Source organism: Pseudonocardia asaccharolytica DSM 44247 = NBRC 16224, from assembly GCF_000423625.1.
GTDB classification, from domain to species: Bacteria; Actinomycetota; Actinomycetes; order Mycobacteriales; family Pseudonocardiaceae; genus Pseudonocardia; species Pseudonocardia asaccharolytica.
Genome location: NZ_AUII01000008.1, coordinates 134870 through 158161 on the forward strand (window position 1 = coordinate 134870; position 23292 = coordinate 158161).

General features: G+C 70.0%; 23 protein-coding genes. 13 read left to right on the forward strand and 10 right to left on the reverse strand.

Translation table 11 applies throughout. The features are described 5' to 3' along the window. Positions 1–17: 17 nt before the first annotated feature. The 3 genes from G567_RS0111710 to G567_RS0111720 all read right to left on the reverse strand — a co-directional run bounded on the left by G567_RS0111710 (position 18) and on the right by G567_RS0111720 (position 1549). Positions 18–650, reverse strand: a complete 633-nt coding sequence (locus G567_RS0111710; protein WP_028930141.1) for a hypothetical protein — start codon at positions 648–650, stop codon at positions 18–20. Between the two features lie 108 nt (positions 651–758). Further along, a complete protein-coding gene (locus G567_RS0111715; protein ID WP_028930142.1) occupies positions 759–1184 on the reverse strand; it encodes a Fur family transcriptional regulator in 426 nt (141 codons plus the stop codon). Then, positions 1181–1549, reverse strand: coding sequence for an ArsR/SmtB family transcription factor (locus tag G567_RS0111720; protein WP_028930143.1), 369 nt, complete (start codon positions 1547–1549; stop codon positions 1181–1183). The genes G567_RS0111715 and G567_RS0111720 overlap by 4 nt, the downstream gene beginning before the upstream one ends. Positions 1550–1781: 232 nt before the next feature. Between G567_RS0111720 and G567_RS0111725 the strand changes: the two genes are divergently transcribed. After that, the gene (locus G567_RS0111725; RefSeq protein WP_028930144.1) at positions 1782–3179 is read left to right on the forward strand and encodes a glycine--tRNA ligase; all 1398 of its coding nucleotides are present in this window, start codon (positions 1782–1784) and stop codon (positions 3177–3179) included. 40 nt (positions 3180–3219) lie between these two features. Here the strand turns inward: G567_RS0111725 and G567_RS28305 are convergent, their stop codons facing one another. The 3 genes from G567_RS28305 to G567_RS0111740 are packed head-to-tail and all read right to left on the reverse strand — an operon-like array spanning position 3220 to position 6114. After that, positions 3220–4233, reverse strand: coding sequence for an NAD-dependent epimerase/dehydratase family protein (locus tag G567_RS28305; RefSeq protein WP_051232805.1), 1014 nt, complete (start codon positions 4231–4233; stop codon positions 3220–3222). A gap of 4 nt (positions 4234–4237) precedes the next feature. After that, a complete protein-coding gene (locus tag G567_RS0111735; RefSeq protein ID WP_211223902.1) occupies positions 4238–5407 on the reverse strand; it encodes a DegT/DnrJ/EryC1/StrS family aminotransferase in 1170 nt (389 codons plus the stop codon). After that, positions 5404–6114: a nucleotidyltransferase family protein gene (locus G567_RS0111740; RefSeq protein WP_211223903.1), complete on the reverse strand. Its 711-nt coding sequence runs from the start codon at positions 6112–6114 to the stop codon at positions 5404–5406. The genes G567_RS0111735 and G567_RS0111740 overlap by 4 nt, the downstream gene beginning before the upstream one ends. Positions 6115–6436: 322 nt before the next feature. Between G567_RS0111740 and G567_RS0111745 the strand changes: the two genes are divergently transcribed. The 11 genes from G567_RS0111745 to G567_RS0111795 all read left to right on the forward strand — a co-directional run bounded on the left by G567_RS0111745 (position 6437) and on the right by G567_RS0111795 (position 17682). After that, positions 6437–6973, forward strand: a complete 537-nt coding sequence (locus G567_RS0111745; RefSeq protein WP_028930147.1) for a TetR/AcrR family transcriptional regulator — start codon at positions 6437–6439, stop codon at positions 6971–6973. Positions 6974–7276: 303 nt separating this feature from the next. Next, positions 7277–8152 (forward strand): glycosyltransferase family 2 protein, encoded by an 876-nt coding sequence (locus tag G567_RS28310; RefSeq protein WP_084796082.1) that lies wholly within the window; start codon positions 7277–7279, stop codon positions 8150–8152. 26 nt (positions 8153–8178) lie between these two features. After that, a complete protein-coding gene (locus G567_RS34815; RefSeq protein WP_161631691.1) occupies positions 8179–8664 on the forward strand; it encodes a hypothetical protein in 486 nt (161 codons plus the stop codon). Continuing rightward, a complete protein-coding gene (locus G567_RS32010; protein WP_161631692.1) occupies positions 8661–9806 on the forward strand; it encodes a glycosyltransferase family 4 protein in 1146 nt (381 codons plus the stop codon). The genes G567_RS34815 and G567_RS32010 overlap by 4 nt, the downstream gene beginning before the upstream one ends. Then, positions 9803–12178, forward strand: a complete 2376-nt coding sequence (locus G567_RS0111765) for a DUF2206 domain-containing protein (RefSeq protein ID WP_028930149.1) — start codon at positions 9803–9805, stop codon at positions 12176–12178. Before G567_RS32010 ends, G567_RS0111765 begins: the two co-directional genes overlap by 4 nt. Beyond that, positions 12175–12462 carry a hypothetical protein gene (locus G567_RS0111770; protein WP_028930150.1) on the forward strand — a complete coding sequence of 96 codons (288 nt, stop codon included), beginning with the start codon at positions 12175–12177 and terminating at the stop codon, positions 12460–12462. The genes G567_RS0111765 and G567_RS0111770 overlap by 4 nt, the downstream gene beginning before the upstream one ends. Then, positions 12459–13643, forward strand: coding sequence for a glycosyltransferase family 4 protein (locus G567_RS28320; protein ID WP_037056863.1), 1185 nt, complete (start codon positions 12459–12461; stop codon positions 13641–13643). The genes G567_RS0111770 and G567_RS28320 overlap by 4 nt, the downstream gene beginning before the upstream one ends. Beyond that, the gene (locus tag G567_RS34160) at positions 13630–13905 is read left to right on the forward strand and encodes a hypothetical protein (protein WP_028930151.1); all 276 of its coding nucleotides are present in this window, start codon (positions 13630–13632) and stop codon (positions 13903–13905) included. The genes G567_RS28320 and G567_RS34160 overlap by 14 nt, the downstream gene beginning before the upstream one ends. Next, positions 13905–15302: an oligosaccharide flippase family protein gene (locus tag G567_RS0111785; protein WP_161631693.1), complete on the forward strand. Its 1398-nt coding sequence runs from the start codon at positions 13905–13907 to the stop codon at positions 15300–15302. The genes G567_RS34160 and G567_RS0111785 overlap by 1 nt, the downstream gene beginning before the upstream one ends. Further along, positions 15299–16513 (forward strand): glycosyltransferase family 4 protein, encoded by a 1215-nt coding sequence (locus G567_RS28325; protein ID WP_037056865.1) that lies wholly within the window; start codon positions 15299–15301, stop codon positions 16511–16513. Before G567_RS0111785 ends, G567_RS28325 begins: the two co-directional genes overlap by 4 nt. After that, positions 16510–17682 (forward strand): glycosyltransferase family 4 protein, encoded by a 1173-nt coding sequence (locus tag G567_RS0111795; RefSeq protein WP_028930153.1) that lies wholly within the window; start codon positions 16510–16512, stop codon positions 17680–17682. Before G567_RS28325 ends, G567_RS0111795 begins: the two co-directional genes overlap by 4 nt. Here G567_RS0111795 and G567_RS28330 read toward each other — a convergent pair. From G567_RS28330 to G567_RS0111815, 4 genes are read right to left on the reverse strand one after another with little or no spacing between them, the layout of a single operon-like run. Continuing rightward, positions 17642–18757, reverse strand: a complete 1116-nt coding sequence (locus G567_RS28330) for a cellulase family glycosylhydrolase (protein WP_051232809.1) — start codon at positions 18755–18757, stop codon at positions 17642–17644. The two genes, G567_RS0111795 and G567_RS28330, sit on opposite strands and share 41 nt — an antisense overlap. A 3-nt stretch (positions 18758–18760) precedes the next feature. Continuing rightward, on the reverse strand, positions 18761–19726 hold the full coding sequence (locus G567_RS28335) for a polysaccharide deacetylase family protein (RefSeq protein ID WP_161631694.1): 966 nt from the start codon (positions 19724–19726) through the stop codon (positions 18761–18763). Between the two features lie 7 nt (positions 19727–19733). Beyond that, positions 19734–21005 (reverse strand): carboxylate--amine ligase, encoded by a 1272-nt coding sequence (locus tag G567_RS34820; protein WP_028930154.1) that lies wholly within the window; start codon positions 21003–21005, stop codon positions 19734–19736. Continuing rightward, positions 21002–22120: a hypothetical protein gene (locus G567_RS0111815; protein WP_147200922.1), complete on the reverse strand. Its 1119-nt coding sequence runs from the start codon at positions 22118–22120 to the stop codon at positions 21002–21004. The genes G567_RS34820 and G567_RS0111815 overlap by 4 nt, the downstream gene beginning before the upstream one ends. Before the next feature lie 355 nt (positions 22121–22475). Here G567_RS0111815 and G567_RS28340 point away from each other — a divergent pair, with 355 nt between their 5' ends. After that, positions 22476–23288, forward strand: a complete 813-nt coding sequence (locus G567_RS28340) for an RraA family protein (RefSeq protein ID WP_051232816.1) — start codon at positions 22476–22478, stop codon at positions 23286–23288. The last annotated feature ends 4 nt before the right edge of the window (positions 23289–23292 follow it).

Sequence of the window (23292 nt, forward strand, 5' to 3'; positions counted from 1 at the left end):
GGCGCTCCCCGGGCAGGTCAGTCGCTCAGGTGCACCAACGGAAGGGCGTTGAGCGCCACCGGGTTCATCTCGGCCGCCGCGGCGAGCACCTGCTGCTGGGCCTCCTGCATCCGCCGGTCGACCAGCCCGGACAGCTCGTAGGCGACTCGCCCGAGCTGGCGCACGGTGGTGTCGTCGACGCCGGGCTGGCGCCCGGAGACGACCGCGACGCCGGTCGGGGCCCCGTCGTTCGCCTGCGCGACTCCGATCGTGAAGGTCTCCCGCGGGTTCACGTGCCGGGACGCGTAGTGGTCGCGCAGCCGCTCGAGCAGGTTGTGGAAATCGAGGACCTGGCCCTCGAGGTTGAGCGCGGTGAGGTCGTCCTCGGTGAGCACGCCGGTCCGTCCGGAGAAGCACCGCACGTACCCGACGAGCGCGCCCGTCCAGAGCGCCTCGATCAGCGCGGCGTCGGTCTCCACCCTGGCCGGGCCGGAGTCGGGGGCGTTCAGCGCGGTGACCAGGTGCTCGCAGCAGCGCAGCACGTACTGCAGATCCTCGAAGACGGCCGCCAGCCGGGCGAGCTCGCCGGATTGCGGTGTGTCGAGCCTGCGGACGGAGGTGGGCGCCTCCGGGATGCTGCCGGTCGTCCCGTTGCTCGGCGCGTCTGTCACGTTGGCCTGCCTCCCTGCATGCGTCCGCTGGAGGTTAGCCGCGGGCAGAGGCGGCGAGAATCTCGATATGAGACGCGACCGTGAGTGCGTAACAGTGTTCTAACACTGTTACGCACTCACAGGGGGAGAGCAGGCGCGGCAGAGGCCGAAGATCTCCACGGTGTGGCTGAGGTCGGTGAAACCGTGTTCGTCGGCGACCCGCTGGGCCCAGGTCTCGACCGCGGGCCCCTCGATCTCCGCGGCCGCGCCACAGCGCCGGCACACCAGGTGGTGATGATGGTCGGCCGATTCGCAGCGCCGGTAGACGGCCTCGCCGCTGCTGGTGCGCAGCATGTCGATCTCGCCGCTGTCGGCGAGCGCCTGCAGGGTCCGGTACACGGTGGTCAGGCCGATGCCCTCGCCGTTGCGGCGCAACTCCTCGTGGATCTCCTGGGCGGATCGGAAGTCCTCGAGGCGGTCGAGCAGCGCGGAGATGGCGGCGCGCTGCCGGGTCGCCCGCATCGCGCGCGGCGGGCTCGTGCGGGCGTTGGTCATCCGGGCTCCTCCACATGTGCCACCGCATCGACGACGATATGTGCGAGATGGTCGTCGACGAGTGAGTAGAGGACCTCCCGTCCATGACGCTCGCCGTGCACCACCCCGGCCGCCTTGAGCACCCGCAGATGCTGGCTGATCAGCGGCTGGGCGACCCCGAGCGCATCGACGAGGTCATGCACGCAGCGTGCCGACTCCAGCAGTTGTAGCACGATCGCGATCCGGACCGGTGCGGCGAGCGCGCGGAGCAGGTCGCCGGCCGCGGCGAGGGTGCGCGGGGTGCGCACCGGGCCCGGCTCGACGGGGGGTCGCTCCGTGGAGTGAACATGCTCCTCGGCGGGCCCGGCACCTGCGGTGATCGACATCGTCCCCCCGTTCCGCGGGCGGCGGCCTCGCCCCACGGTGGATCGTCCCTGATGGCCGCGCTCCCCATGGTAGGCGGTCTGGATCGATCGGCCGCGATTCGCGGACGGAGAGCGGGGCGTCCTCGGTCTGCGGCCGTGGCGACGCACCGTGCGCTGCCGGGCCGAGGCCGGAGCGTTCGGCGGCGGCGGCTAACCTGGGGGCTCGCCGTCCCACCTCGCAGGAGTTCGCCTCGTGGCCAGCAAGCCGACTTCCGCCAAGATCGACACCATCGTCGCGCTCGCGAAGCGTCGCGGCTTCGTCTTCGCCTCCGGTGAGATCTACGGTGGAACCCGGTCGGCCTGGGACTACGGTCCGCTCGGTGTCGAGCTGAAGGAGAACATCAAGCGGCAGTGGTGGCGCTCGATGGTCACCGGCCGCGAGGACGTCGTCGGCCTCGACTCGTCGGTGATCCTGCCGCGCCAGGTGTGGGTCGCCTCCGGGCATCTCAGTGCGTTCCACGACCCGCTCGTGGAATGCACGAGCTGTCACAAGCGGTTCCGTGCCGACCAGCTCGCCGAGGAGTACGCGGAGCGCACCGGCAGGCAGATCGCGGAGGACGATCTGTCGCAGGTGCCCTGCCCGAACTGCGGCACCCGCGGCCAGTACACCGAGCCGCGCGAGTTCAACATGATGCTCAAGACGTTCCTCGGCCCGGTCGAGTCCGAGGAGGGCCTGCACTACCTGCGCCCGGAGACCGCGCAGGGCATCTTCGTGAACTTCCTCAACGTGCAGACGACCTCGCGCCGCAAGCCGCCGTTCGGCATCGGCCAGATGGGTAAGAGCTTCCGCAACGAGATCACGCCGGGCAACTTCATCTTCCGCACTCGCGAGTTCGAGCAGATGGAGATGGAGTACTTCGTCGAGCCGGGCACCGACGAGGAACTGCACCAGTACTGGATCGACGAGCGCACGCGCTGGTATGTCGGCCTGGGGATCGCGCGGGAGAACCTGCGCCACTACGAGCACCCCAAGGAGAAGCTCTCCCACTACTCGAAGCGCACGGTGGACATCGAGTACCGGTTCGGTTTCCAGGGCCAGGAGTGGGGCGAGCTCGAGGGCATCGCGAACCGCACCGATTTCGATCTGACGACGCACTCCAACCACTCCGGCGTCGACCTGTCGTTCTACGACCAGGCATCGGGCACCCGCTACCGGCCCTATGTGATCGAGCCGGCGGCCGGTGTCGGGCGGTCGATGATGGCGTTCCTCGTCGAGGCCTACGCCGAGGACGAGGCACCCAACGCGAAGGGTGGGGTGGACAAGCGGGTGGTGTTGCGGCTCGACCGCAGGCTCGCGCCGGTCAAGGCGGCGGTGCTGCCGCTGTCGCGCAACGCCGACCTCTCGCCCAAGGCCCGCGATCTCGCCGCGATGCTGCGGCGGAACTGGAACGTCGAGTTCGACGACGCCGGCGCGATCGGGCGCCGCTACCGCCGCCAGGACGAGATCGGCACGCCGTTCTGCATCACGGTCGACTTCGACACCCTGACCGACGACGCGGTGACGATCCGCGAGCGCGACACCATGGCCCAGGATCGAATCGGGCTCGACCAGGTCGAGTCCTATCTGGCCGCCCGGCTCATCGGGGTCTGACCGCGACCCGGCCGTCCGGTGCGACGGGGGCCGGCCGGCCTCAGCCGAGGTGCCTGACCTCGTAGTTGCCGTACCTCGGGTTTCCGCGGACATCGGGGAACACCCCGGCCTGCACCGCGGCCGTCAGCGCGCCGATGTAGTCCGGTACGCGATGGTCCATCTGGAATCCCAGCCGGTCCGAGATCTTGTCGAACGAAACCCGGTAGTTCCGCGGGTCGGTGTCCCCGTCCCGATAGGTGACCTTCGTGGAGGTCACGTGCTTTTGTACCTCCTCCACGATCATTCGCTTCGTGAACTGCTGGGTGTTGTCGCCGACGTTGAAGACCTCGGCCCGGACCATCTCGGGCGGGGCCATGAGGGCCGTCATGATCGCCTTGGCGATATCGCGGACGTGGCAGTAGGGACGCCAGGTCTCCGCGTCGTAGACCAGCAGCTCCGCACCGGAGGCGAGTTCCCAGGCGAACTGGGACACCGTCAGGTCGAACCGCATTCGTGGCGAGAGCCCATAGGCCGTCGCGATGCGCAGCACGGTGGAACTGGTCTGCATCCGGGTCGCCCGCTCCAGCAGGTACTGCTCGACCTCGATCTTGGTTTGGGCATAGCGGGACTGCGGGTTCAGCTCGCTGTCCTCGCGCGCGAAGGACGCCGGATCGTGGATTCCGTAGTTGCTGCAGGTCGAGGTGAAGACGAATCGCTGCACGCCCAGCGCGTCGAGGTCGTCGATGATGCGCCTGGCTCCGTCCGCATTGACCTGCCGCGCCAGTTCCGGGTATTTCTTGCACACCGGATCGCCCACCAGGGACGCGAGCAGCGCGACGTCGTCGGCTCCGGAGGCCGCCCGGGCGAACACCTCGGGGTCGCGCAGGTCGCCGCGGAGAAAGGTGATTCGCTCGCGATCGAGCAGGTGCTGGAGCGAGAACCCGTTGTCGTAGATGAGCTGGTCGAGCACACGTACCCGCGCGCCCGCGTCGAGCAGCCGGCTGGTCAGTACCGAGCCGACATAGCCGGCACCCCCGACCACCAGCACCGTGCGTCCGTTGAAGTCCAGGTTCACGTCGTCATTCCCTCTCGCTGCGGGCAGCCGTCCCGGCCGCACCCATGGCATCGCGCAGCGAGCGCACGACCCGCTCGACATCCGACATGCTCAGCTGGGGGTGGAGCGGCAGGGTCAGCTCGGTCTCGCTGAATCGCTCGGTGTGCGGGAGCGGGACGGTACCGAACGAGCGCGTGTAGTAGTCGAACAGATGAATCGGTGGGTAATGCATGCTCGTCTGCACCCGTGCGGCGCGCATCCGGGCCATCACCGCTCGTCGATCGACGCCGGGCGGCAGCAGGGCCGGCAGGATGTGCGCCGTCGTCGGGTGTGCCTCGTCGAAGGGCACGACGACCTCGGGAAGCTCGTGCGCCATGGCCCCGCGATAGGCGCGGGTGAGTTCCCGGCGGGTGTCGTTCCACCCCCGCAACCGCTTGAGCTGCACCAGTCCCAATGCCGCGCGGAGCTCATCCATCCGGTAGTTGTGTCCACAGTCGACGACGTCGTAGCCGACCGCACGCCCCCGGTCGCGGTCCGACGTGCCGGCCGTCATGCCGTGGGCCCGCAGGCGCCGGGCCCTGGCGCGGCGCGCCGGGTCGCGGACGAGCAGCATTCCGCCCTCGGCGGTGGTCATGTTCTTGTTGGTGAAGAAGCTGAAGGCGGCGGCGTCGCTGAGCATGCCGGCGGTGCCGGTCAGTCCGGCCGCGTGGGCGGCGTCCTCGAACAGGAGCAGATCGAACCGGTCGGCGAACGCGCGCCACCGCGGCATGTCGAGCCCGTAGCCGCCGTAGTGCATGACGATGACCGCACGCGTCCGTCGGGTGATCCGTGCCCGCGCGTCCTCCAGGCAGAGGTGCGGGCGATCCGGGGCCACCACGTCGACGAACACCGGTTTCGCGCCACTGTGGACGACGACGCTCGCCGTCGCCACGAAGCTGAGCGAGGGAACGAGCACCTCGTCGCCGGGGCCGATTCCGTGGACGGCGAGACTCAGCTGCAGGGCGGCGGTCGCCGAGCTCACCGCCACGGCGTCCTCGACACCGTGCAGCTCCGCGAACGTCTGCTCGAACCGGCGTACCCGCTCGCCCATCGTGAGCCAGCCGTCGTCGATCACCTCGGCCAGTGCGCGCTTCTCCTCCTCGCCGAGGACCGGGGCGCCGAGCTCGATCAACGGTGGCGCGGCGACCGTGCTCACGAGCGGTTCGCGAGGGCGGCGGCGGCCTGTTCCTGGGCGCGGCGCAGATCCTCGATCCGGCCGATGTCGATCCAGCGCCCCTCGTGCTCGTACACGTTCACCGGTGTTCCGCTGTCCAGCATCGCGCGCATGAGCTGGTCGAAGCCGAAGGGACCGCTGGGCGGGATGTGGTCGAAGACGGCCGGTTCCATGAAGTAGATCCCGGTGCTCACCCAGAACTCCTCCGTGGGCTTCTCGCGGAAGTCGACGACCCGGCCCGCGACGTGGTCCAGCACCCCGTAGGCGATGTTCACGGTCTGGCGGGTGACCACGACGGTCAGCGGAGCCGGTTGCGCCTCGTGCTCGGCGAGCACGTCCTTGAGCGCGAGGTCGGTGAAGACGTCGGAGTTCGAGACGAAGAACGGGCCGTCGAGCCGCTGCCGCAGGGGGTTCAACGGACCGATCGTGCCGAGCGGCTCCTCCTCCTTGATGTACTCGATGTCGAGGCCCCAGCGGTCTCCGTCGCCGCAGTAGCTGCGGATCAGGGGGCCGAACTCGCTGACCGTGACGAGCACCGTCCCGACGCCGGCAGCGCTGAACTGCTCCAGCAGGTTGTCGATCACGGTTCCGTCCCGGATCGGCATCAGGGCTTTCGGCAGGACGGTCGAGTACGGGGCCAGCCGCGTTCCCCGCCCCCCTGCTTGGATCACCGCCGTCAGCTCGCTCATCTCCTGCCCCCTTCCCGTCGTCGCTCCATGGGGGGTCGACTCGGGGGATCGGCTCGGTTCGTTACAGTGCCGGCCGAGAACCACGCACGGTCATGGCTCGACCTCTGACCGTGGATCCCGCCCGGGGACGCCGTCACGCACACGGTGTGTTCCGTTACGCAGCGATTAGAGTGGGCATCCTTGCCCAGTCTCGTCAAGATCGCCGGTCCTGCCCGGCAGGCAGGCCCGCGACCGGTGGCGCCGACCTCCTCTGGACGTGATGATGGAAGCTCTCGATCGGCCACTTACGCACCCTCGTGTCGCCCAGTCGCGTGCGGCGATCATGGAGGCGACGATGGCGCTGTTCCAGGAGGTCGACTACCACCAGATGACGATGGAGGGGGTCGCCGCACGCGCCCGGGTCGGCAAGAGCACTGTCTACCGGTGGTGGTCGACGAAGGCGAGCCTGGTCATCGACGCCGTCGATGTTGCGCTCACGGCGATGCGGCAGGGCCCGATCGAGGTGACCGGCGACTCCGCGACGGTCGTCCGCGAGCTGGTCCGGCGGATCGTGGAGGCGGTGGCCTCGCCGGCCGGCCGGATGATCGCGGCGGTCTCGGGCGATCTCAGAAACGATCTGGCGGGCCAGCGGCAGCTTGCCGCGATGCTCGGGCCGCACCGGGCCGCGGGCTCCTCCATCGTCTATGCCCTCATCAGCCGCGGCGACCTGCCACACGACCTTGATGCCGACCTGATGCTCGACCTGATCGCCGGTACGGTGCTCAGCCGGATCCTGCTCGGCCGCCATCCGACCCCGGCACTCGTCGATCAGCTCACGGATCTGGTATTGGAGGGACGGCTCCCCCGGCTGTCGTCGTGACCGCCGGCTGAACCCTGTCGCGGGCGCGACCGAACGAAACGCTGCGTTTCGTATGTTCGCGAGTGGGTTGCGGAAGTAGCGAGGCGTGCCTGCGCCAAGTAGGTGGTCTGGTCTTCCGACAATACGAACAGTGCTCGACATACCCCGCATTTCGATACGTGCAGTGACGATATCACCCGTATTGAGTAGCGTTCAAAGCGAAACGTCACGTCGCGTTCCTTCGAGCTACCCGGTGGCTCATCACGCCGGTCCGGTGACACCGACCGGGCCAAGGGACCAGTGATCCACGGGGAGCAGCTGACCATGACCGCAACGCTCGATGCGGACTCCGTCGAGCCGGGACCGTCGAAACCGGCAACTCGAGGCGAGATCGGCGCCCGGCGGTGGCCGAGCATCCACAGTCTCTCGATCGTCATCCCGGCGTTGAACGAGGAGGAGAACATCCCGCGGGTGATAGGCACCATCCCGCGAGAGGAGATCGCTGCCGAGGGCTGCGATCTGGAGATCATCATCGTCGACAACGCATCGAATGACGCCACCGCGGAGGTCGCCACCGCCCACGGCGCCCTCGTCTACCTGCAGCCGGCCCGCGGTTACGGGAACGCGTACCACACCGGGTTCGCGGTCGCTCGCGGCGACGTGATCGCGACGGGAGACGCCGACTGCACCTATCCGTTCGACGCACTCCCCGGTCTCCTCGACCATATGCAGGCCGGCAGGTTCGACTTCCTGTCGACGAACCGTCTCGGCCGCGCGAACCGGAACGCGATGAAGAGGTCGCACACCGTCGGGAACCGGGTGTTGACCGCAGCCAACCGCGGACTCTTCCATGTACCCTTCCGCGACTCGCAGTCCGGGATGTGGATCTTTCGGCGGAGGATCTGGCGGCATCTCGACGTGCGGTCGGGAGGAATGCCCTTCTCTCAGGAGATCAAGAACGAGGCCTATGTGAAGGGATTTCGTTGCGACGAGGTCCCGATCGAGTACCGGCCGCGCGGCGGCATGGTCAAGCTGAACGCGTTCCGGGACGGGACGCGCAACGTCTCCCAGCTCGCGGGGCATCGGATGCGCGCCCGTCGCCAGCTGGTCGTCGTCCGGAGGCTCGCGGACTCCATCGGCGATGGCCTGGTGCCACGACCCACCGGAACGACCGCGGTGCTGCGGGTCGACTCATCGTGATCGGCGCCGGCCGGGCCCGCGATCGCGTGACCGATGGTGCGTCGCCGCCGCGGCCGCCGTGGCGGCGGGCACCCGGCAGGTCGGCCGTTGCGCTCGGGCTCGGCGTGCTCGCCGTCGCCCTGTGGGTCCTCGTACCGGAGGTCCGACATCAGCTCAGGTTCTCCTTCAGCGCGCAGCCGTCGGGCTACAGCGAGCTGTACTTCACGGGTGGCGCGGCCGTACCCACCGGCTCGCCGGCGGGGCGGCCGCAGGTCGGCGTCGACTTCGTCATCGCCAACCATGGCGAGGGTTCCGAGCCCTACACCTACCGGGTTCGAGCCCTCGACGCCGCGGGAGCGCCGGTCGCGGAGAACACCGGAACGCTCCCGGTGGACGACGGTGCGCGACGCGCGGTGCACGTGACGCTCGATCTCCCGGCCGCGGCCCGCTGGGCGGTGGTCAAGGTGAGCCTCGTGGGCAGGCCCGAGTCCATCCACTACGCCGCACCCGATGCCGGTCCGGGAGGGCGATGATGCGGGCGAGGGGCAGCGTCGGGCAGGGTCGGCGACATCTGATCGTCCAGGTGACGCCCTACTACCCGCCGCGCCTCGGCGGGATGGAACGGGTCGCGCAGTGCGTGGCGACGGTCCTCGCGGGGCGCCACGACGTCGAGGTCATCACCACGCGGAACCGGTCCGACGGATCTCCCCCGCGGGAGATGGCCGGATGGGTCCTTGTCCGGCGGTTCCGCGGCTACGAGATCGCCCACACCGCGTTCTCGATGGGAATGGTCGTGCGGCTGCTGACCCTGCCGCGCCGCACGATCGTGCACGCCCACGTCGCGCAGGCGTTCCTCCCGGAAATGGTGTGGTTGACGTCGTGGCTGCGGCGGCGGCCCTACATCCTGCACTTCCATCTCGACGTGGACCCTTCGGGGCGGTTCGGCCGGCTGCTGCCGGTGTACAAGCGCCTCGTGCTCGGGCCCGTGCTGCGGCGAGCCGCGGCGGTGATCGCGCTTTCCCCGGCCCAGGCCGACTTCCTGGCCACGGGTTACCGGGTCGCCCGGACGAACATCGCGGTGCTGCCCAACGGCGTCGACCCGGCGTTCTCCGGCGCCGGGAAACGATCCCATGACCACCGGCGGGACGGCGCGCTGCGGCTGCTGTTCGTCGGCAGGCTCGACGCGCAGAAGAACGTCCTGCGGTTGCTGGACGCGATGAGCCAGGTACAGGCGCCGGTGGAGCTGGTCATCGTCGGCGACGGAGAGCAGCGCGGTCTTGCCGCCGAGCGAGTCCGTTCCCTGGGACTGCCGAACGTGCGCTTCGCGGGCGCACAGACCGGCGACGAGTTGCTGGCGTGGTACCGGTGGGCGGACGCGTTCGTGCTCCCGTCGGACAAGGAGGGGATGCCGCTGGTGCTGCTCGAGGCCATGGCCGCGGGTCTGCCCATCATCGCGACCGACGTGCCGGGCTCGCACGAGCTTCTCGACGGCGTCGGGCTCCTCACCGCGCCGAACGCCTCGGCGCTCGGCGCGGCCATCGAGCGGTTGTCCACGGATCCGGACCTGCGCGCGCGGCTGGTCGCGAACAGCGCCGAACGTGGCACGAGGTACTCGTGGACCGAGCGAATCCCCGAGCTCGAACGTCTCTACGACCGCGTGGTGAGCACACGATGACGGCCCTGCTCAGCCGGACGGCCGGAGGGCCGGAGGTCGAGCCGCCCGAGCCCTCCCCGGCCGACCGCCGCGCCGGTGTCGTCCTCGCGGCTCTCGCGGTCGTCGCGTCCGTCGTCGTGGCCCTCGACGCGCAGATCCCGGTCCTGCGGGCGTTGGCCGGCCTGTATCTGATGATCGCCCTGCCGACCTACCTCCTGCTCGTCACGAAGGACTGGTCACGGGCCAGCACACCCGAAGCGATCGTGTACTGCCTGGCGATCGTGCTGCTCGGCGTCATCGTCGTCGGTCTCGCGATCAACGAGGCGCTGCCGCTGCTCGGCCTCGCCCGCCCGCTGGACCGGATACCCGTGCTCCTCGCGACGGACGTCACCCTGGTGGGGCTCGGCTGGTGGCGCCGGAAGCGGTGGGGGGAGGAACGCCGGCTGCGCCTGCGGGCGCTCTCGCTCGTGCGGGGATCGGCGGCGCTCGACCGCCGGATGGTGATCGCCGGGCTGGTCCTGGTGCTCGGCGTGGTCGCCGGCGCGATACGGCTCAACAACGGCGCCTCCGGGACCGTGACGCTCGGAGCGCTCTGTCTGGCCGGCCTGCTCGTTCTCGCGCTCATCGGGTGGCGCCGGCGACTCCGGCCGACCACGGTCGTCGTGACCGTCTATCTGCTGTCGGTCGCGTTGCTGTTGATGACCTCGCTGCGCGGCTGGCAGATCAGCGGCCACGACAGCCAGCTGGAGTACTACCTGTTCCAGCTGACCCATGCCAACGGCGTCTGGCGTCTCGAATCGTTCCAAGCCGCGTACAACGCCTGCCTGAGCATCACGATCCTGCCGACGATGTTTGCCGAGGTGACCGGAATCCCGGGCATCTACGTCTTCAAGGTTCTGCTTCAGCTGGCCTTCGCGGTTTGTCCGGTCATCGTCTATCTCATTGCCCGGCGGTTCGGTTCCGTCCTGGTCGGCGTGCTGTCCGCCGTGTACTTCGTCAGCTTCCCGACGTTCTTCACCGATATGCCGTTCCTGGCCCGGCAGGAGGTCGCCTTCCTCTTCCTCGGCGCAATACTCCTGGTCGCCACGAACCGTCGATGGGCGGTCCAGCGCCGCCAGCTCTGGGTGACGTTCTTCTCCGTCGGGCTCGTGCTGTCGCACTATTCGACGACCTATGTGTTCATCGGGCTGCTCGTGGTCGCATTGCTCACGCGGGGGTTCGGGGCGGCCGCTGCGCGGCTCGTCGCGACGTTCCGCCGGACCTCGACGGTGAGGGAGCGCAGGCCGTCCGCGGTGCTCGGCCTGGCCAACATCGTGGTACTGGTCGCACTGGCCGCGGTCTGGACCGGCCCGATCACGCACAGCGGCGGGCAGGTGGGGGAGACGGGCTCGCGGCTGACGGCCGCGCTGTTCGGCACGGCCGACGGTGCGCAGTCCTCGGACGTCGCCTACAGCCTCTTCGCGGCGGACCAACCGAGCGGCGAGCAGCGGCTGCGCGACTACACCACCCAGACCATCGAGGAAACCGCGCCGCGTCGGGCCGGGGAGTACTACCCGTTGTCGACGATCGACCGGTATCCCGCCGGCTACGTGGAGACCCCGGAACTGCTGCCGCTCACCGCGGTGGGCCAGGCTCTCGACGACGCCGGAGTCGACGTGCGGTTCCTCAACTCGGCCATGCGGCAGGGCGCCGCGAAGCTGCTTCAGGTGTTCGTCTTCGTCGGTTTCGTGTTCGTGCTTCTGCGGCGGGCCCGCGGGCTGCGGGTCAGCCGGGAGTTTCTGCACCTCGCGATCGCCGCCTCCGTGGTCGTGGTGTCGCAGGTCATGCTGCCTTCATTATCGGTCGACTACGGCGTCCTCCGCGCCTTCCAGCAGTCGCTGTTCGTCCTCGCACCATTCCTCGCCGTGGGTAGCGTGCACATTTTCGGATGGTTGGGACGGCGGTGGTCGGTGGTCGCCGCGACGACGGTGGCCGGCGTGTTCTTCTTCTCCCTCACCGGCATCATTCCGCAGGTCCTCGGCGGCTATCCAGCGCAGCTGCACCTCAACAACGCGGGGCAGTACTACGACCTCTACTATTCGCATCCCGAGGAACAGGCCGCGGCGAACTGGCTCGAAGCCCAAACACTCGCGGTGGGTGACGGAACCATCCAGACGGTGATCGCCAACCGATTCCTGTACGGTCCCGCACCGACGATCGACGCCATTCGCGCCATCTATCCCACCGTGGTCCAGCGCGACGCCTATGTGCTGCTCGGCACCGCCGCGGTCGTCAAGGGCCAAGGGACCGTCTTCCACGGCGGCGACCTGCTCAGCTACACGTATCCGACGGCGTTCCTCGATCGGACCAAGAACCTCGTCTACAGCAGCGGCCGAGCGGTGATCTACCGATGAGGCGGTACCCGACCGAGGAACCGCTGCCCGGCGGACGTCGCCGGGCAGGTTACCTCCGCGCGCTCCTCGAGACCGCGGCCCTCTACGGCCTGCTCGCCTGGATCTACGTCGCCGCCTTCGCGGCGACGGACCCCGGCGACCTCGACCACTGGGTGACGCGGTGGCTGCCGCTGCGGATCGACACGGCCGGCACGATCGCCTTCGCGGTGTCGGTGGCGAGCTTCCTGCTGCTGAACCTGTACCCGTCCGATACGGGGGAACGTCGCGGATGGGGTGGCCGATGAGCGCCGGATCCGGGACCGCCGCCACCCGCCGGGTGCTGCTGGTGAGCCACTACTTCCCCCCGCATGTCGGCGGGGTCGAACGGGTCGTCCAGGGCGAGGCCGTGCAGCTGGCCGGGCACGGCCACGAGGTCACGGTGCTGACCACCGCGGCCGGATCCCGGCCCGGGGTCGAGCGGGTCGCGGACGGATACTCGGTGGTCCGGCTACGGAGCTGGAACGGGATCGAGCGGCGGAGCGGGATTCCGTTCCCGCTGGTCGCTCCCTGGACCGTGCTCGCCGTCGCGCGGCTCGTCCGCGGCGTGGACGTCGTGCACTGCCACGACGTCCTCTACCTGACCACCTGGTTCGCCGCGATCGCGGCGCGGCTGCTCGGAAAGCCGCTCGTGCTCACCCAGCACGTGCAGCGCATCGCCCATCCGCGGCGGATCGTCGGACTCGTCCAGCAGCTGGTTCACCGCACGATCGGCGGGTTCGTGATCCGGTCGGCCGCCCGCATCGCGGTGATCAACGGTCGGGCGTTCGACTTCCTGCGCGCCATGGACATCCCCGCCGAGACAGTCGTGCTGTTGCCCAACGGCACCGACACCGGCCGGTTCCACCCGGCGGCCGGGGACAAGCGGCCGCTGCGGCGCAGGCTCGGGCTGCCCGAAGACGATGTGCTCGCCCTGTTCGTCGGGCGGTTCGTGCCCAAGAAGGGATACGACAAGCTCCTGCAGGCGGCCGGTGACGGCTATCTGCTCGTGCTGGCCGGAGGGCCACCGCCGGCTGCCGCCGGTGAGGTCACCGGCGCCGTCTTCGTCGGATCGAAGACGCCGGACGAGCTGGCGGATCTGTACCGGGCCTGCGATCTGTTCATCCTCCCTTCGGAGTGCGAGGGATTCCCCCTCAGCGTGCAGGAGGCCATGGCCTGCGGGCTTCCGGTGATCACCTCGGACGACCCCGGCTACGATGTCTACGGCCTGGACCGGGAGTGGGTCGAGCTCATCCGGCCGACCGTGCCCGAGATCCGGGCGGCGCTGCGCAGGCTGGCGGACGACGAGGTGCGGCGGGCGCGGATGTCGCGCTACTCCGCCGGTCTCGCAGTCAGCAACTTCTCCTGGTCGGCGCACCGGCGACGGCTGGAGACGGTGTATGCCGAGGCGCTGCGGACCCACCGAGGAAACGTTCGTGAAGCCGCCTGAGCCTCGTCCGGGCAACCGTCCGCCGTCGTTTCGGTTCCGGCTCCTGCGCGCCGTCCTGCGGACGGTCCTCGTCTACGGGCTGCTGGTGTGGGGCTATCTCGCGGCCAACTCGCGGACCCATCCGGAGACCCTGCAGCAACCGCTCACCCACTTCCTGTCATGGCCTATCGAGGAGGACGCCGCGATCGGATGTTTCATCGCCTCCGCGGCCGCCTTCTTCGTGCTTCGGACGCCTGCCGTCAGGGACCGGGGGAGGCATTGATGGCACGGATGTCCGCCGTTGGCGAGGCCCGTTCCGGCGTGCGCGCGGCCATGACCCGGGCCCAGGACGATCCGCTGGTCCGCAACTCGTTCTTCCTCATGGCGACCACGGCCACGACCGCGGCGGTGGGCTTCCTGTTCTGGCTGATCGTGGCCCGGCTGTACCCGGTCACCGCGGTGGGCAAGGCGACGTCGCTGCTGTCGGTGCTGTCCCTGCTGTCCTACATCAGCCTGATCGGGATGGGCGCCAGCCTCATCCGGCACCTCCCGACGACGACCCGGCGGGCCGAGCATGTCAGCACGTCGCTGCTCGCGGTGGGGGGATCGGCGCTGCTCATCGCGTTGGTCTTCGTGGTCGTCGTGCCGTTCACCTCGCCGGAGCTCGCGTTCGTCGGCGACTCCGCGATCCATATCGCGATCTTCGCCGCGCTCGCCACGTGTGCCGCGCTCAACCTGCTGACCAACTCCGTCTTCGTCGCGATGCGCGCGGCGCGCTACAACCTCCTGATCAACGGCGGGCTGATGGGCATCGCCAAGATCGCTCTGCCGTTCGTGTTCGTCTTCGCGGGCGCGATGGGCATCTTCGCCGCGAGCGGGGTCGCCTCTCTCCTCGCCGCGGTGGCGAGCGTGCTCGCGATCCGCCGCCGGTTGAAGATCCGGGTGCGCTGGGCCTTCTCGGCGGGTCTGGCACGCCGGACCTTCCGCTTCTCCATGGGCTACTACGTCACCGCGTGTCTGAACCTGGCGCCGTCGCTGATCATCCCGATCCTCGTGCTGAACCAGCTCGGCCCCGAGATCGCCGCGGGCTATTTCATGGCGTTCCAGATCGCGACCGTGATCAACTCGGTGTCGTTCGCCGTCGGAGAGGCCCTGTTCGCCGAGGGCGCGCACCGCCAGGAGGGACTCGGGGCGCTCGCGCGACGCTCGCTGGCGATCATGGGAGCGGTCACCGGTCCCGCGGTCGTCATCGTCGTGGTGCTCGCCGTTCCGGCGCTCGCCCTGTTCGGGCCCTCCTACGTGTCGACCGCGCGCGGCGCGCTGATCGTGCTCGCGGTGTCCGCCTTCGCGGTGGCCTTCCACAGCTGGACCAGCTTCCTGATCAAGATCACCGATCAGTTCGCCGCGATGATCGTGACGGAGGCGGTCTTCGCCGTGGCGACGACGGTCCTGGTGGTGCTCGCCGCGTCACACGGCGCGGTATGGATCGCCGCCGCCTGGGGCGCGGGGAACGTGCTGTCCGGCGTCGTCGCCGGTGTCGCGCTGCTGGCCGCGCGCCGTCGGCGGGCGGTGCGCCCGGGCGGTCAGCTCACCCGCGGGGCGGACGCGGGAGGGCCCGGTCGGAACGGCCGAGGTGTTCGAGCCGGGCAGCACGCCCTGGCGCAGGAGGAGTCCGGATGAGGATCTGCCACGTCATCAACATCGGTTTCGAGGCCGGCGGCGCGGAGAAGGTGGTCCGGCTGGTGGCCGAGGGACTGCGCGCCCGGGGCCATCGGGTGAACATCATCGCCACCGAGCACCGGCTGGACGGCCATGAGGCCTTCGCGGACATCATCGTGCCGGAGGTCCGCGGCAACCCCGTGGCCCGGGTGTCCGGGTTCTTCTGGCACCACGAGGCCTATCGCCGGGTCAAGGCGGCCGTGCGGCAGATCCGTCCGGACGTGGTGCATCTCCACACGATCGGGCTGTTCAGCCCCTCGGTGCTCAGCGCGACCGCGGGCGTCCCACGGGTGTTGACGGTGCACGGCCCCGAGGACTGGACGCTCGAGCTGCTGTCGTGGAACCTGCGCAGCCGCAGCACCGGCTCCGGCAGGTTGAGCGCGATGGACCGGGCACGCTATGCCTACCTGCGGTTCCTCCAGCGGCCGGCCTACCTGCCTCGGTTGCGCAGACTGGATCGCGTGCTCGTGCCCAGCGCGTACTTCGCCGAGTCCATCCGGCGCGACGTCGGCGGCGTCCCGACGCATGTGGTGCCGAACGGAATCGAGCTGCCCGCGAGCTCGCCGGTGCCCGACTCGGGACGGGTCCTCTACGTCGGGCGGCTCGAGTCGGTGAAGGGCCCCGCTGTGCTCGTCGAGGCCTTTGCGCGCGTGCTCCGAGCCCGGCCCGGCGCCCGGCTGACCCTGATCGGCCGTGGCCCGCAGCAGCAGGCGCTCGAGGGCCTGGTGGCCCGGCTCGGGCTCGCGGACAACGTGCGCGTCGCCGGATATGTGCCGGACGACGAACTGCTGGCGGCCTACCACGCGTCGATGGCGGTCGTGATCCCTTCGGTGGGTCCCGAGAACTTCCCGACCGTCGCGCTCGAGGCGCTCGGCGTGGGCAGGCCCCTGATCGCGACGAGGGTGGGCGGACTGCCCGAACTGATCGGCCACAGCGACAACGGTTTCCTCGTCCCGCCCGGCGATGCCACCGCGCTCGCCGAGGCCATGGGGCGGGTGCTCGCCGACCCGGACCTGGCGTCGGGGATGGGGCGGCGCTCGGTCGAGCTCGCGCGAGACTACTCGACGGAGCTGTTTCTCGATCGCCTCGAGGCCCACTACCGCGAGGTGGTCTCCGCGCATTCCCCGGTCGATCGGATCGCCGCCGCCGTCGGCCCGGCCGCCGGGCCATGACGCGCCCGACGGTCGCCGTCGTCGCGCCGTTCTACCCCCCGCATATCGGCGGGGCCGAGCGGTACGCCGAGCGGATCGCGCACGAACTCAGGGACAGCCCCGATCTGGAGCCGGTCGTCATCACCGCGGCGCCGGGCCGGCGGACGGAGGTGGAGACCCGCGATGGCGTCGTGGTCGTGCGCCTCGCGCGATGGTTCACGGTGTCCAACACGCCGGTGAACCCGCTGTGGTGGTGGAACATCCGCCGAATCCTGCGGCGGTACCGGGTAGCGGTGATCAACACCCACGCGCCGGTGGCGTTCCTCGCCGACGTCGCGACCCTCGTCGCCGGTCGTCGCCCCGTGGTGCAGACCTATCACGCGGGCTCCATGGTGAAGCACACGGGCCATCTCGATCGGCTGATCTCGGGCTACGAGAAGCACCTGCTGCCGAGGGTGTTTCGCCGGGCCGACGTCCTCGTCGCCGTGTCCCCGACCTCCCTGGCGCACGCCGTGCCCGGATCGCTCGTCATCCCTCCGGGCGTGGACACCACCGTGTTCACCCCGGCGCACCATCCGTGGGGCGACACGCTGCTCTACGTCGGGCGGATCGACCGCAGCTCGGCCTGGAAGGGCGTCGACGTGCTGATCAGGGCCTTCGCCGTCGTCGTCCGGCAGCACCCGCGGGCGCTGCTGCGGATCGTCGGGGTGGGGGACGCCCTCGACGATCATCGAAAGCTCGCGGAGTCGCTCGGGGTCGCCGATCACGTCGAGTTCGCGGGCCTGCTCGCGGTCGAGGATCTGGTCGACGCCTACCAGCGCGCGCGAACGGTGATCCTGCCCTCCCGCACCGAGTCCGAATCGTTCGGTATGGCGCTCGTCGAAGCCATGGCGTGCGCGCGCCCCGTCATCGGGTCCAGGGTCGGGGGCATTCCGACCGTGATCGACGAGGGCCGCACGGGCCTGCTGGTCCCGCCCGGCGATGCCGGATCGCTCGCCGAGGCATGTCTTCGACTGCTCACCGACGACGAGATGTGCGCGCGGCTCGGGATGGCCGGGCGGCACCACGTGGAGCATGCGTACGCGTGGCCGGGCCTCGTCGATCGCTACCTCGACACGTTCCGGGGACTGCTGCCCGGCGCGGCGGCCGCTACCTCGCGGCGAGTCCGAGCTGGGTCACGGCCGACCTGAAGGCGTTGAAAGCCGGCTTCTTCGTGCCGTCACTGCGGCGGAGGCCGTAGAAGTTCAGGTTCGTCTCGGTGTCGTCGCCGAGGTCGCGGTCCGAATACCAGATCAGCGCGCCGATCGCGGGATCCGCCGCGACCGTGCGCAGGACGTCGCGCGCGATCTCGGCCTGCCGCTGCACGGTGACATGCGTGGTCTGATCGGACGTTCCGCTGGCGGTGCCGTCCGAGGCCTGACCCGGGCCGTCGGTCGGTGCCCCGTACTCCGTCAGCCAGACCGGGAGATCCGAGCTTCCGTGCCGCGCGGCCACATCCCGCAGGCTGTTGCGGTCGGCGTCGATCCGGCTCCACGGGCTCGGGCCTGCCCTCGACTCGCTCGCCAGGTAGGGGTAGGTGTACGGGTGGTAGGCGATCGCGCTGATGGCCTCGTTGCCCCCGAGTTCGCACACGCGCGACAGGAACTCCTGCGGCGCCATGCCTCCGCCCGGCCGGGTGTCGACCGAGGCGAGCCCGCCCAGCAGGATCAGCGCCGAGGGATCGACCTGCCGGATCGCTGCGCTCGCGGACCGCAGCAGTACGGTGTACCCGTCGGGATCGACCTCGGGGGCCCAGAACCCCGGCGTGTTCGGCTCGTTCCAGATCTCCCAGGCGAGGACGCCCTGCGGCGCGTACCGAGCCGCGGCCGATCTCGCGAAGTCCGCGAACCGGTCCGGATCCGCGGGGGCACACATGCTGCTGTCACATCCGGGTGGGCGAGCCCACTGCGGCGTGTAGGCGAGGACGAGCAGGAGCTTCAGGTCACGGTTGCGGGCCTCGTCCACGACCCGGTCGAAACGGGTCCAGTCGTAGTCGTCGGCCGATCGGGGCTGGATGTCGTACCAGGCGAGATCGGTGCGAACGACCCCCGCGCCGAGCGAAACCGCGTCGTCGAGGGCATCGGCCAGTTCGTCGTCGTCCATCCCGATCAGGGTGTTTCCGTAGGCGACTCCGATCTGCAACGGTCGGGTCGATGGGATGTGCACCGGGTGGGCAGCGCAGGACAGGAGGCCGAGGAGCACCAGGAGCGTCAGCACCAGCTTCACGGCTCACGCCACGCTCCTCGCGCGCTCCCGCCGCACCCCGCGCACCAGCCCGGCCACCACCACGGCGGCGTTGTCGCCCGGCGCGAGCACCCGGCGCCTGATCTCGAAGGGCTCGGTGGTGGAGCGGTTTGCCACGCCGTGCGTCGTGACCGCCTGCGCGTAGCCTGCCGCCCGCGCCGCGGCGAGCGTCGTCCCGTCATAGTCCCCGGGTTCCCCGTTCGGGTAGGCGAGCGACGCGACGGGTAGCTCGAGCGCATGTTCCAGCAGCGCCCGGGACTCGCGCAGATCCCGGCGTTGCACGGCCTGGTCCTCCCGGGCCAGCACGGCGTGGCACATCGTGTGGGAGCCGATCGACATGCCGGAACGGGCCATGATCCGCGCCTCGTCCCAGTCCATGAACAGCTCGTCACATCGGCAGGATCCGGCCGGGGCCATGCTCTCGACCAGCTCGGCGACCGCTCGCCGGCGACCGGTCTCGTCGCGGGACTTGAGCAGCGGCTCCACCCGGGTCAGCGAGCGTCGGCGCGCGGCCGGATCGGTGACGTCGAGTGAGATCCCGGCGAACTCCGCCTTTCGCACCGTGGCATTGGCGAAGGCCCAGGCGAGGTGCTCCCACCACGGTTCGTGCCGCCGGCCGAGGAATCCCGGAACCAGGAAGAAGGTGGCCGGGAGCCCGAGCTCGCGCAGCAGCGGCATCGCCAGTGCGAGATTGTCCCGGTAGCCGTCATCGAAGGTCAGGGCGACGGCGCGGGGCGGGAGCCGGCCTCCGCCCCGCAGCGTGGCCAGCGCGGGGTCGAGCGGCACCACGCTCGTCAACGCGCGCAGCGCCCGCAGCTGTCGCGCGATGGACCGGGTGCCGCTACCCGGCTCGGCCGGGTACCGACAGGTGCTCTCGATGTTGTGCCAACCGAGGACCACGAGCTCGTGGCCGCCCGCCCAGCTGTCCCGGAACAGAGTTGGCCCGCGCACCGTGACGTCACCGCCGCCCGGATCCGGTGTGCAGGGGTGGTCCGGGATGGGCCGGCCACGACCGCTGCGGGGGCGCCGGCCTCGTCCCCCGCAGCGCAGCCGCGGCACGGCCGGCCGCGGCCCAGATCTCGGACCGCACGATCGCGGGCAACGGGTCGTCCCAGCGCAGCACCGCCAACGTCTGCGGGCGCAGCAGGCTGCGTAACCACGCCCCGGTGCCCAACTCACCGCGCCGGCGCAGGACGAGGAAGGCGCGCAGATCCACCATGTGGTGGATCAGCCAGAGGCCCGTGCGGTACCGCGTGGGCAGGATCGGGTTCTCCCCGAGCACCCGCAGGTAGACGTACCGGGCCAGGTCGATACCGGCCGCGGTCAGCAGGCAGTTCGCGGCGGTGAAGCGCGCGTTGCATTCGATCAGCTTCAGCCGGCCGTCCCGCACGTCCCGCTTGAACTCCGCGTTCGCCACTCCACGCAACCCCACGTACGTGAACAACCGCAGGGCGACCTCCCGTACCTCGGGATTCCAGTCGGTGACGTGGTAGCAGCCGAGCCCCATGCCCGGTGGGTACCGGCGCGGCACGCGTTTGGTGAAGTCGAAGGTCGGTGTGCCGCTCTGGTCGAGGTAGGTGTAATAGCTGCACAGCAGGTCGTCCGGTCCGGGAATCTGCTCGACCAGCAGGACACCGATCCCGGCGCGGGTGAGCTCCCGGTGTGCGGCCAGCAACGCGTCCACGTCGTGGACGAGACGGAACTTGCTCAGTCCCGGAAACGCGGCCTGGTACTGATGGGACAGCAGCGGTTTGACGATCAGCGGAAACACGAGCTCATCGCGGTATCGCTCGACGTCATCGGGCCCGTCGCAGCGCCAGAAGCGCGGCGTCGGCACCCCCGCCTCCACCGCGAGCTCGTAGGTGCTCAGCTTGTCGAGCATGGCGAGCTGGGCGGCGACATCGGAGATGTCGAGGCGGAACCGGTCTGACAGTTCCGCCCGGTGCCGCGCCAGCACCGAGAGCCCGATATCGCTGGCCGCGAGCACGACGGCACCGCGAAGGTGATCGGTGTCGGGGCCCCGCAGGCAGGCCGCCCACGCCGCTGCGGTGTCCGGTCGCGACGGCGGACGGATCGGACGAACGAAGCGCGAGCGGTTGGCCACGGGCGCGGCACCGATCGCGTAGACGGGCGCCCCCAGCGTGCCAAGGCTGCGGGCCGCCGAGAGCGTGTTCAGGTCGCCGCCGAGCAGGATGACCGGTGGGCGTCCGGTCCGCGCCGCCCGGCTCATGTCCGGCCTGCCGCGAGATGGCGCAGGATCACGGTCGCTGGTTCGACGGCGCCGGGATGACCGTGATGATGCATGGCCAGCCCGGGTGTGGTGTTGACCTCGAGGATGCAGCCGGTCGAGCCGGTGAGTGCCTGCCCGGGCCGGTGGGTGATCACGTCGACGCCGGCCAGCCGCGCCCCGACGATGGACGCGGCCCGTGCGGCCTGGTCGATGAGGGCGTCGCAGAGTTCGCCGCGCGCCGGGTGGTTGCATTCCGGAGGGTTCTCGTTGACCGTCGTCTTGAGCTGCACCCTCCGGCCGGGCAGCGGCACATCGGTGGGCCGCAGGCCCTGCCGGGACAGGTTCTGTGTGAGCTCGACGTCGACGCTGACGAGGTTCAGGGCGTGTGGCCCCGACGAGCGGAGGCGTTCCTCGTTGTGGGCCGCGATGAGCCGGGCGATCGTGGCCCGTCCGTCACCGATCACGGTCGGGGGCTCGCGCCGGATCGCGTCGATCAGCTCGCCGTCCAGGTAGAGCAGCCGGTAGTTGGCACCAGCGATCTGGTGTTCGATCAGCAGCGGCACCTCCTCGAGATCCCGGAACAGCTCGCGCAGCCGCTGCAGCGGCGGCCCTGGCCTGCGGACCCTGGCTCCCGCCGCCGCCGCCGCTGCCGCCGCCCGCACCAGCTGAGGGCAACCCTGGACACCGGTCGTCACGCCCCGGCCCGCGGCCGTGTTCACGGCCGGTTTCACCACGCACGCCCGGTGGGCGTCGGCGAGGAACCGTTGTGCCTCATCCAGCGTGGACAGAGTGAACACGCGGTGCGGCGCGACGGGTAGGCCCGCCTCGGCCATGAGCCGCCCGACCACCGGCTTGTTCCCCGCGAAGTCGAGAACGTCGGGTCCGTCGATGGAACAGTGGGTTCCGTTCACGCGCACGCGATGCGACCCCAGCGCGATGTCCAGCGCCTCGTTCGGTGCGGGCGACACGGTCGCGCCGAGATCGTCGGCGGCCGCCCGCCACAGGTCCTGGTAGAAGCGGGTCCGCTGCCGCCTCGACGTTCTCGCCGAGACCGTCGCGTCCGCGAGGAGTTGCTGCACCATCCGCGTCCGGGCCCGGGTCCTCAGGACGGGCATCGCCGTGAGCATTCGAGCCACCGCAGGCCGATCCATGTCGATCACGTCGACGGCGATCCGGTGCGGCCGCGTCGACCGGGGGCGGTACCTGTCGGAATCGGATCGCTCGGATCAGTCCTCGCAAATGGGATCTGAAAAGACACAACGTCTCCTCGGCTCCGGCTCGGTCCTGCGGGTGGCAAACACCAGTTTGTGGAGTCGCAGACGATCGCCATGGCGTTATCCGCTCGCCGGGAATCAGGAGCGAGATACTCCTCGGGCGTTAACGGAGCCGGGTGGTCCTGCGACTTCTGCACGTGGGTCGGCGGCGGTCGAGCGGCACGACCAGTAACGGCATGGAGAGGACCAGGACATCGTGGAACCACAACACCCACCTGACGAGCTCACCGGCTCGAGCCGCCCGCGCTCGGCCGATATCCATCCGGGCCCCGGGTTCCGGGTGCGCCTCGGGATCCCACCGCTCGACGACGAGATCGTGCAGGGCTTCGCCGAGTTCGACACCCCGGAGATCTCCGACCTGCTCAACCGGCTCTACGCCCTGGACTCCGACATCGTCTGCCTCAGCGGCGGGCCACGACGGATCGCCGGGCGCGCGTGCACGGTACGGGTGTACCCAGGTGACAACCTCATGGTGCACAAGTCGTTGGACGTCGCCCGGCCCGGCGATGTCGTGGTGATCGCCGCAGGCGGCTCTCGGTCCAACGCCGTGCTCGGCGACGTCATCTCCACCAAGGCGCGCCACCGAGGGATCGCCGGCTTCATCATCGACGGGCTCGTCCGGGACCTGCCCGCCATCCATGCGCTGGAGTTTCCCGTCTACGCCAAGGGCACCACGCCGATCGGCCCGCTGCACCGCGGCCCCGGTGAGATCAACTATCCCATCGCCTGTGGCGGCGTCGTGGTCAATCCGGGAGATGTCGTGGTCGCGGACGCGGCCGGTGTCGTCGTCATCCCGCAGCAGATCGCGGCCGAACTGCTGGCCCGGTTGCGCGCGAACGCGGTTCACCAGGCCGCCTACCTGGCCACCGTGCAACGCGGCGACTTCGACAACACCTGGGTGGACACCCAGCTGGCGTTGCACGGCTGTCCTGTCGACCAGCACGACCCCGACGGCGCGCCGGCCATGCTGGTCGCCGAGGGCGGTACGGGTGTTGCGCGCGGGGAGTGATCCC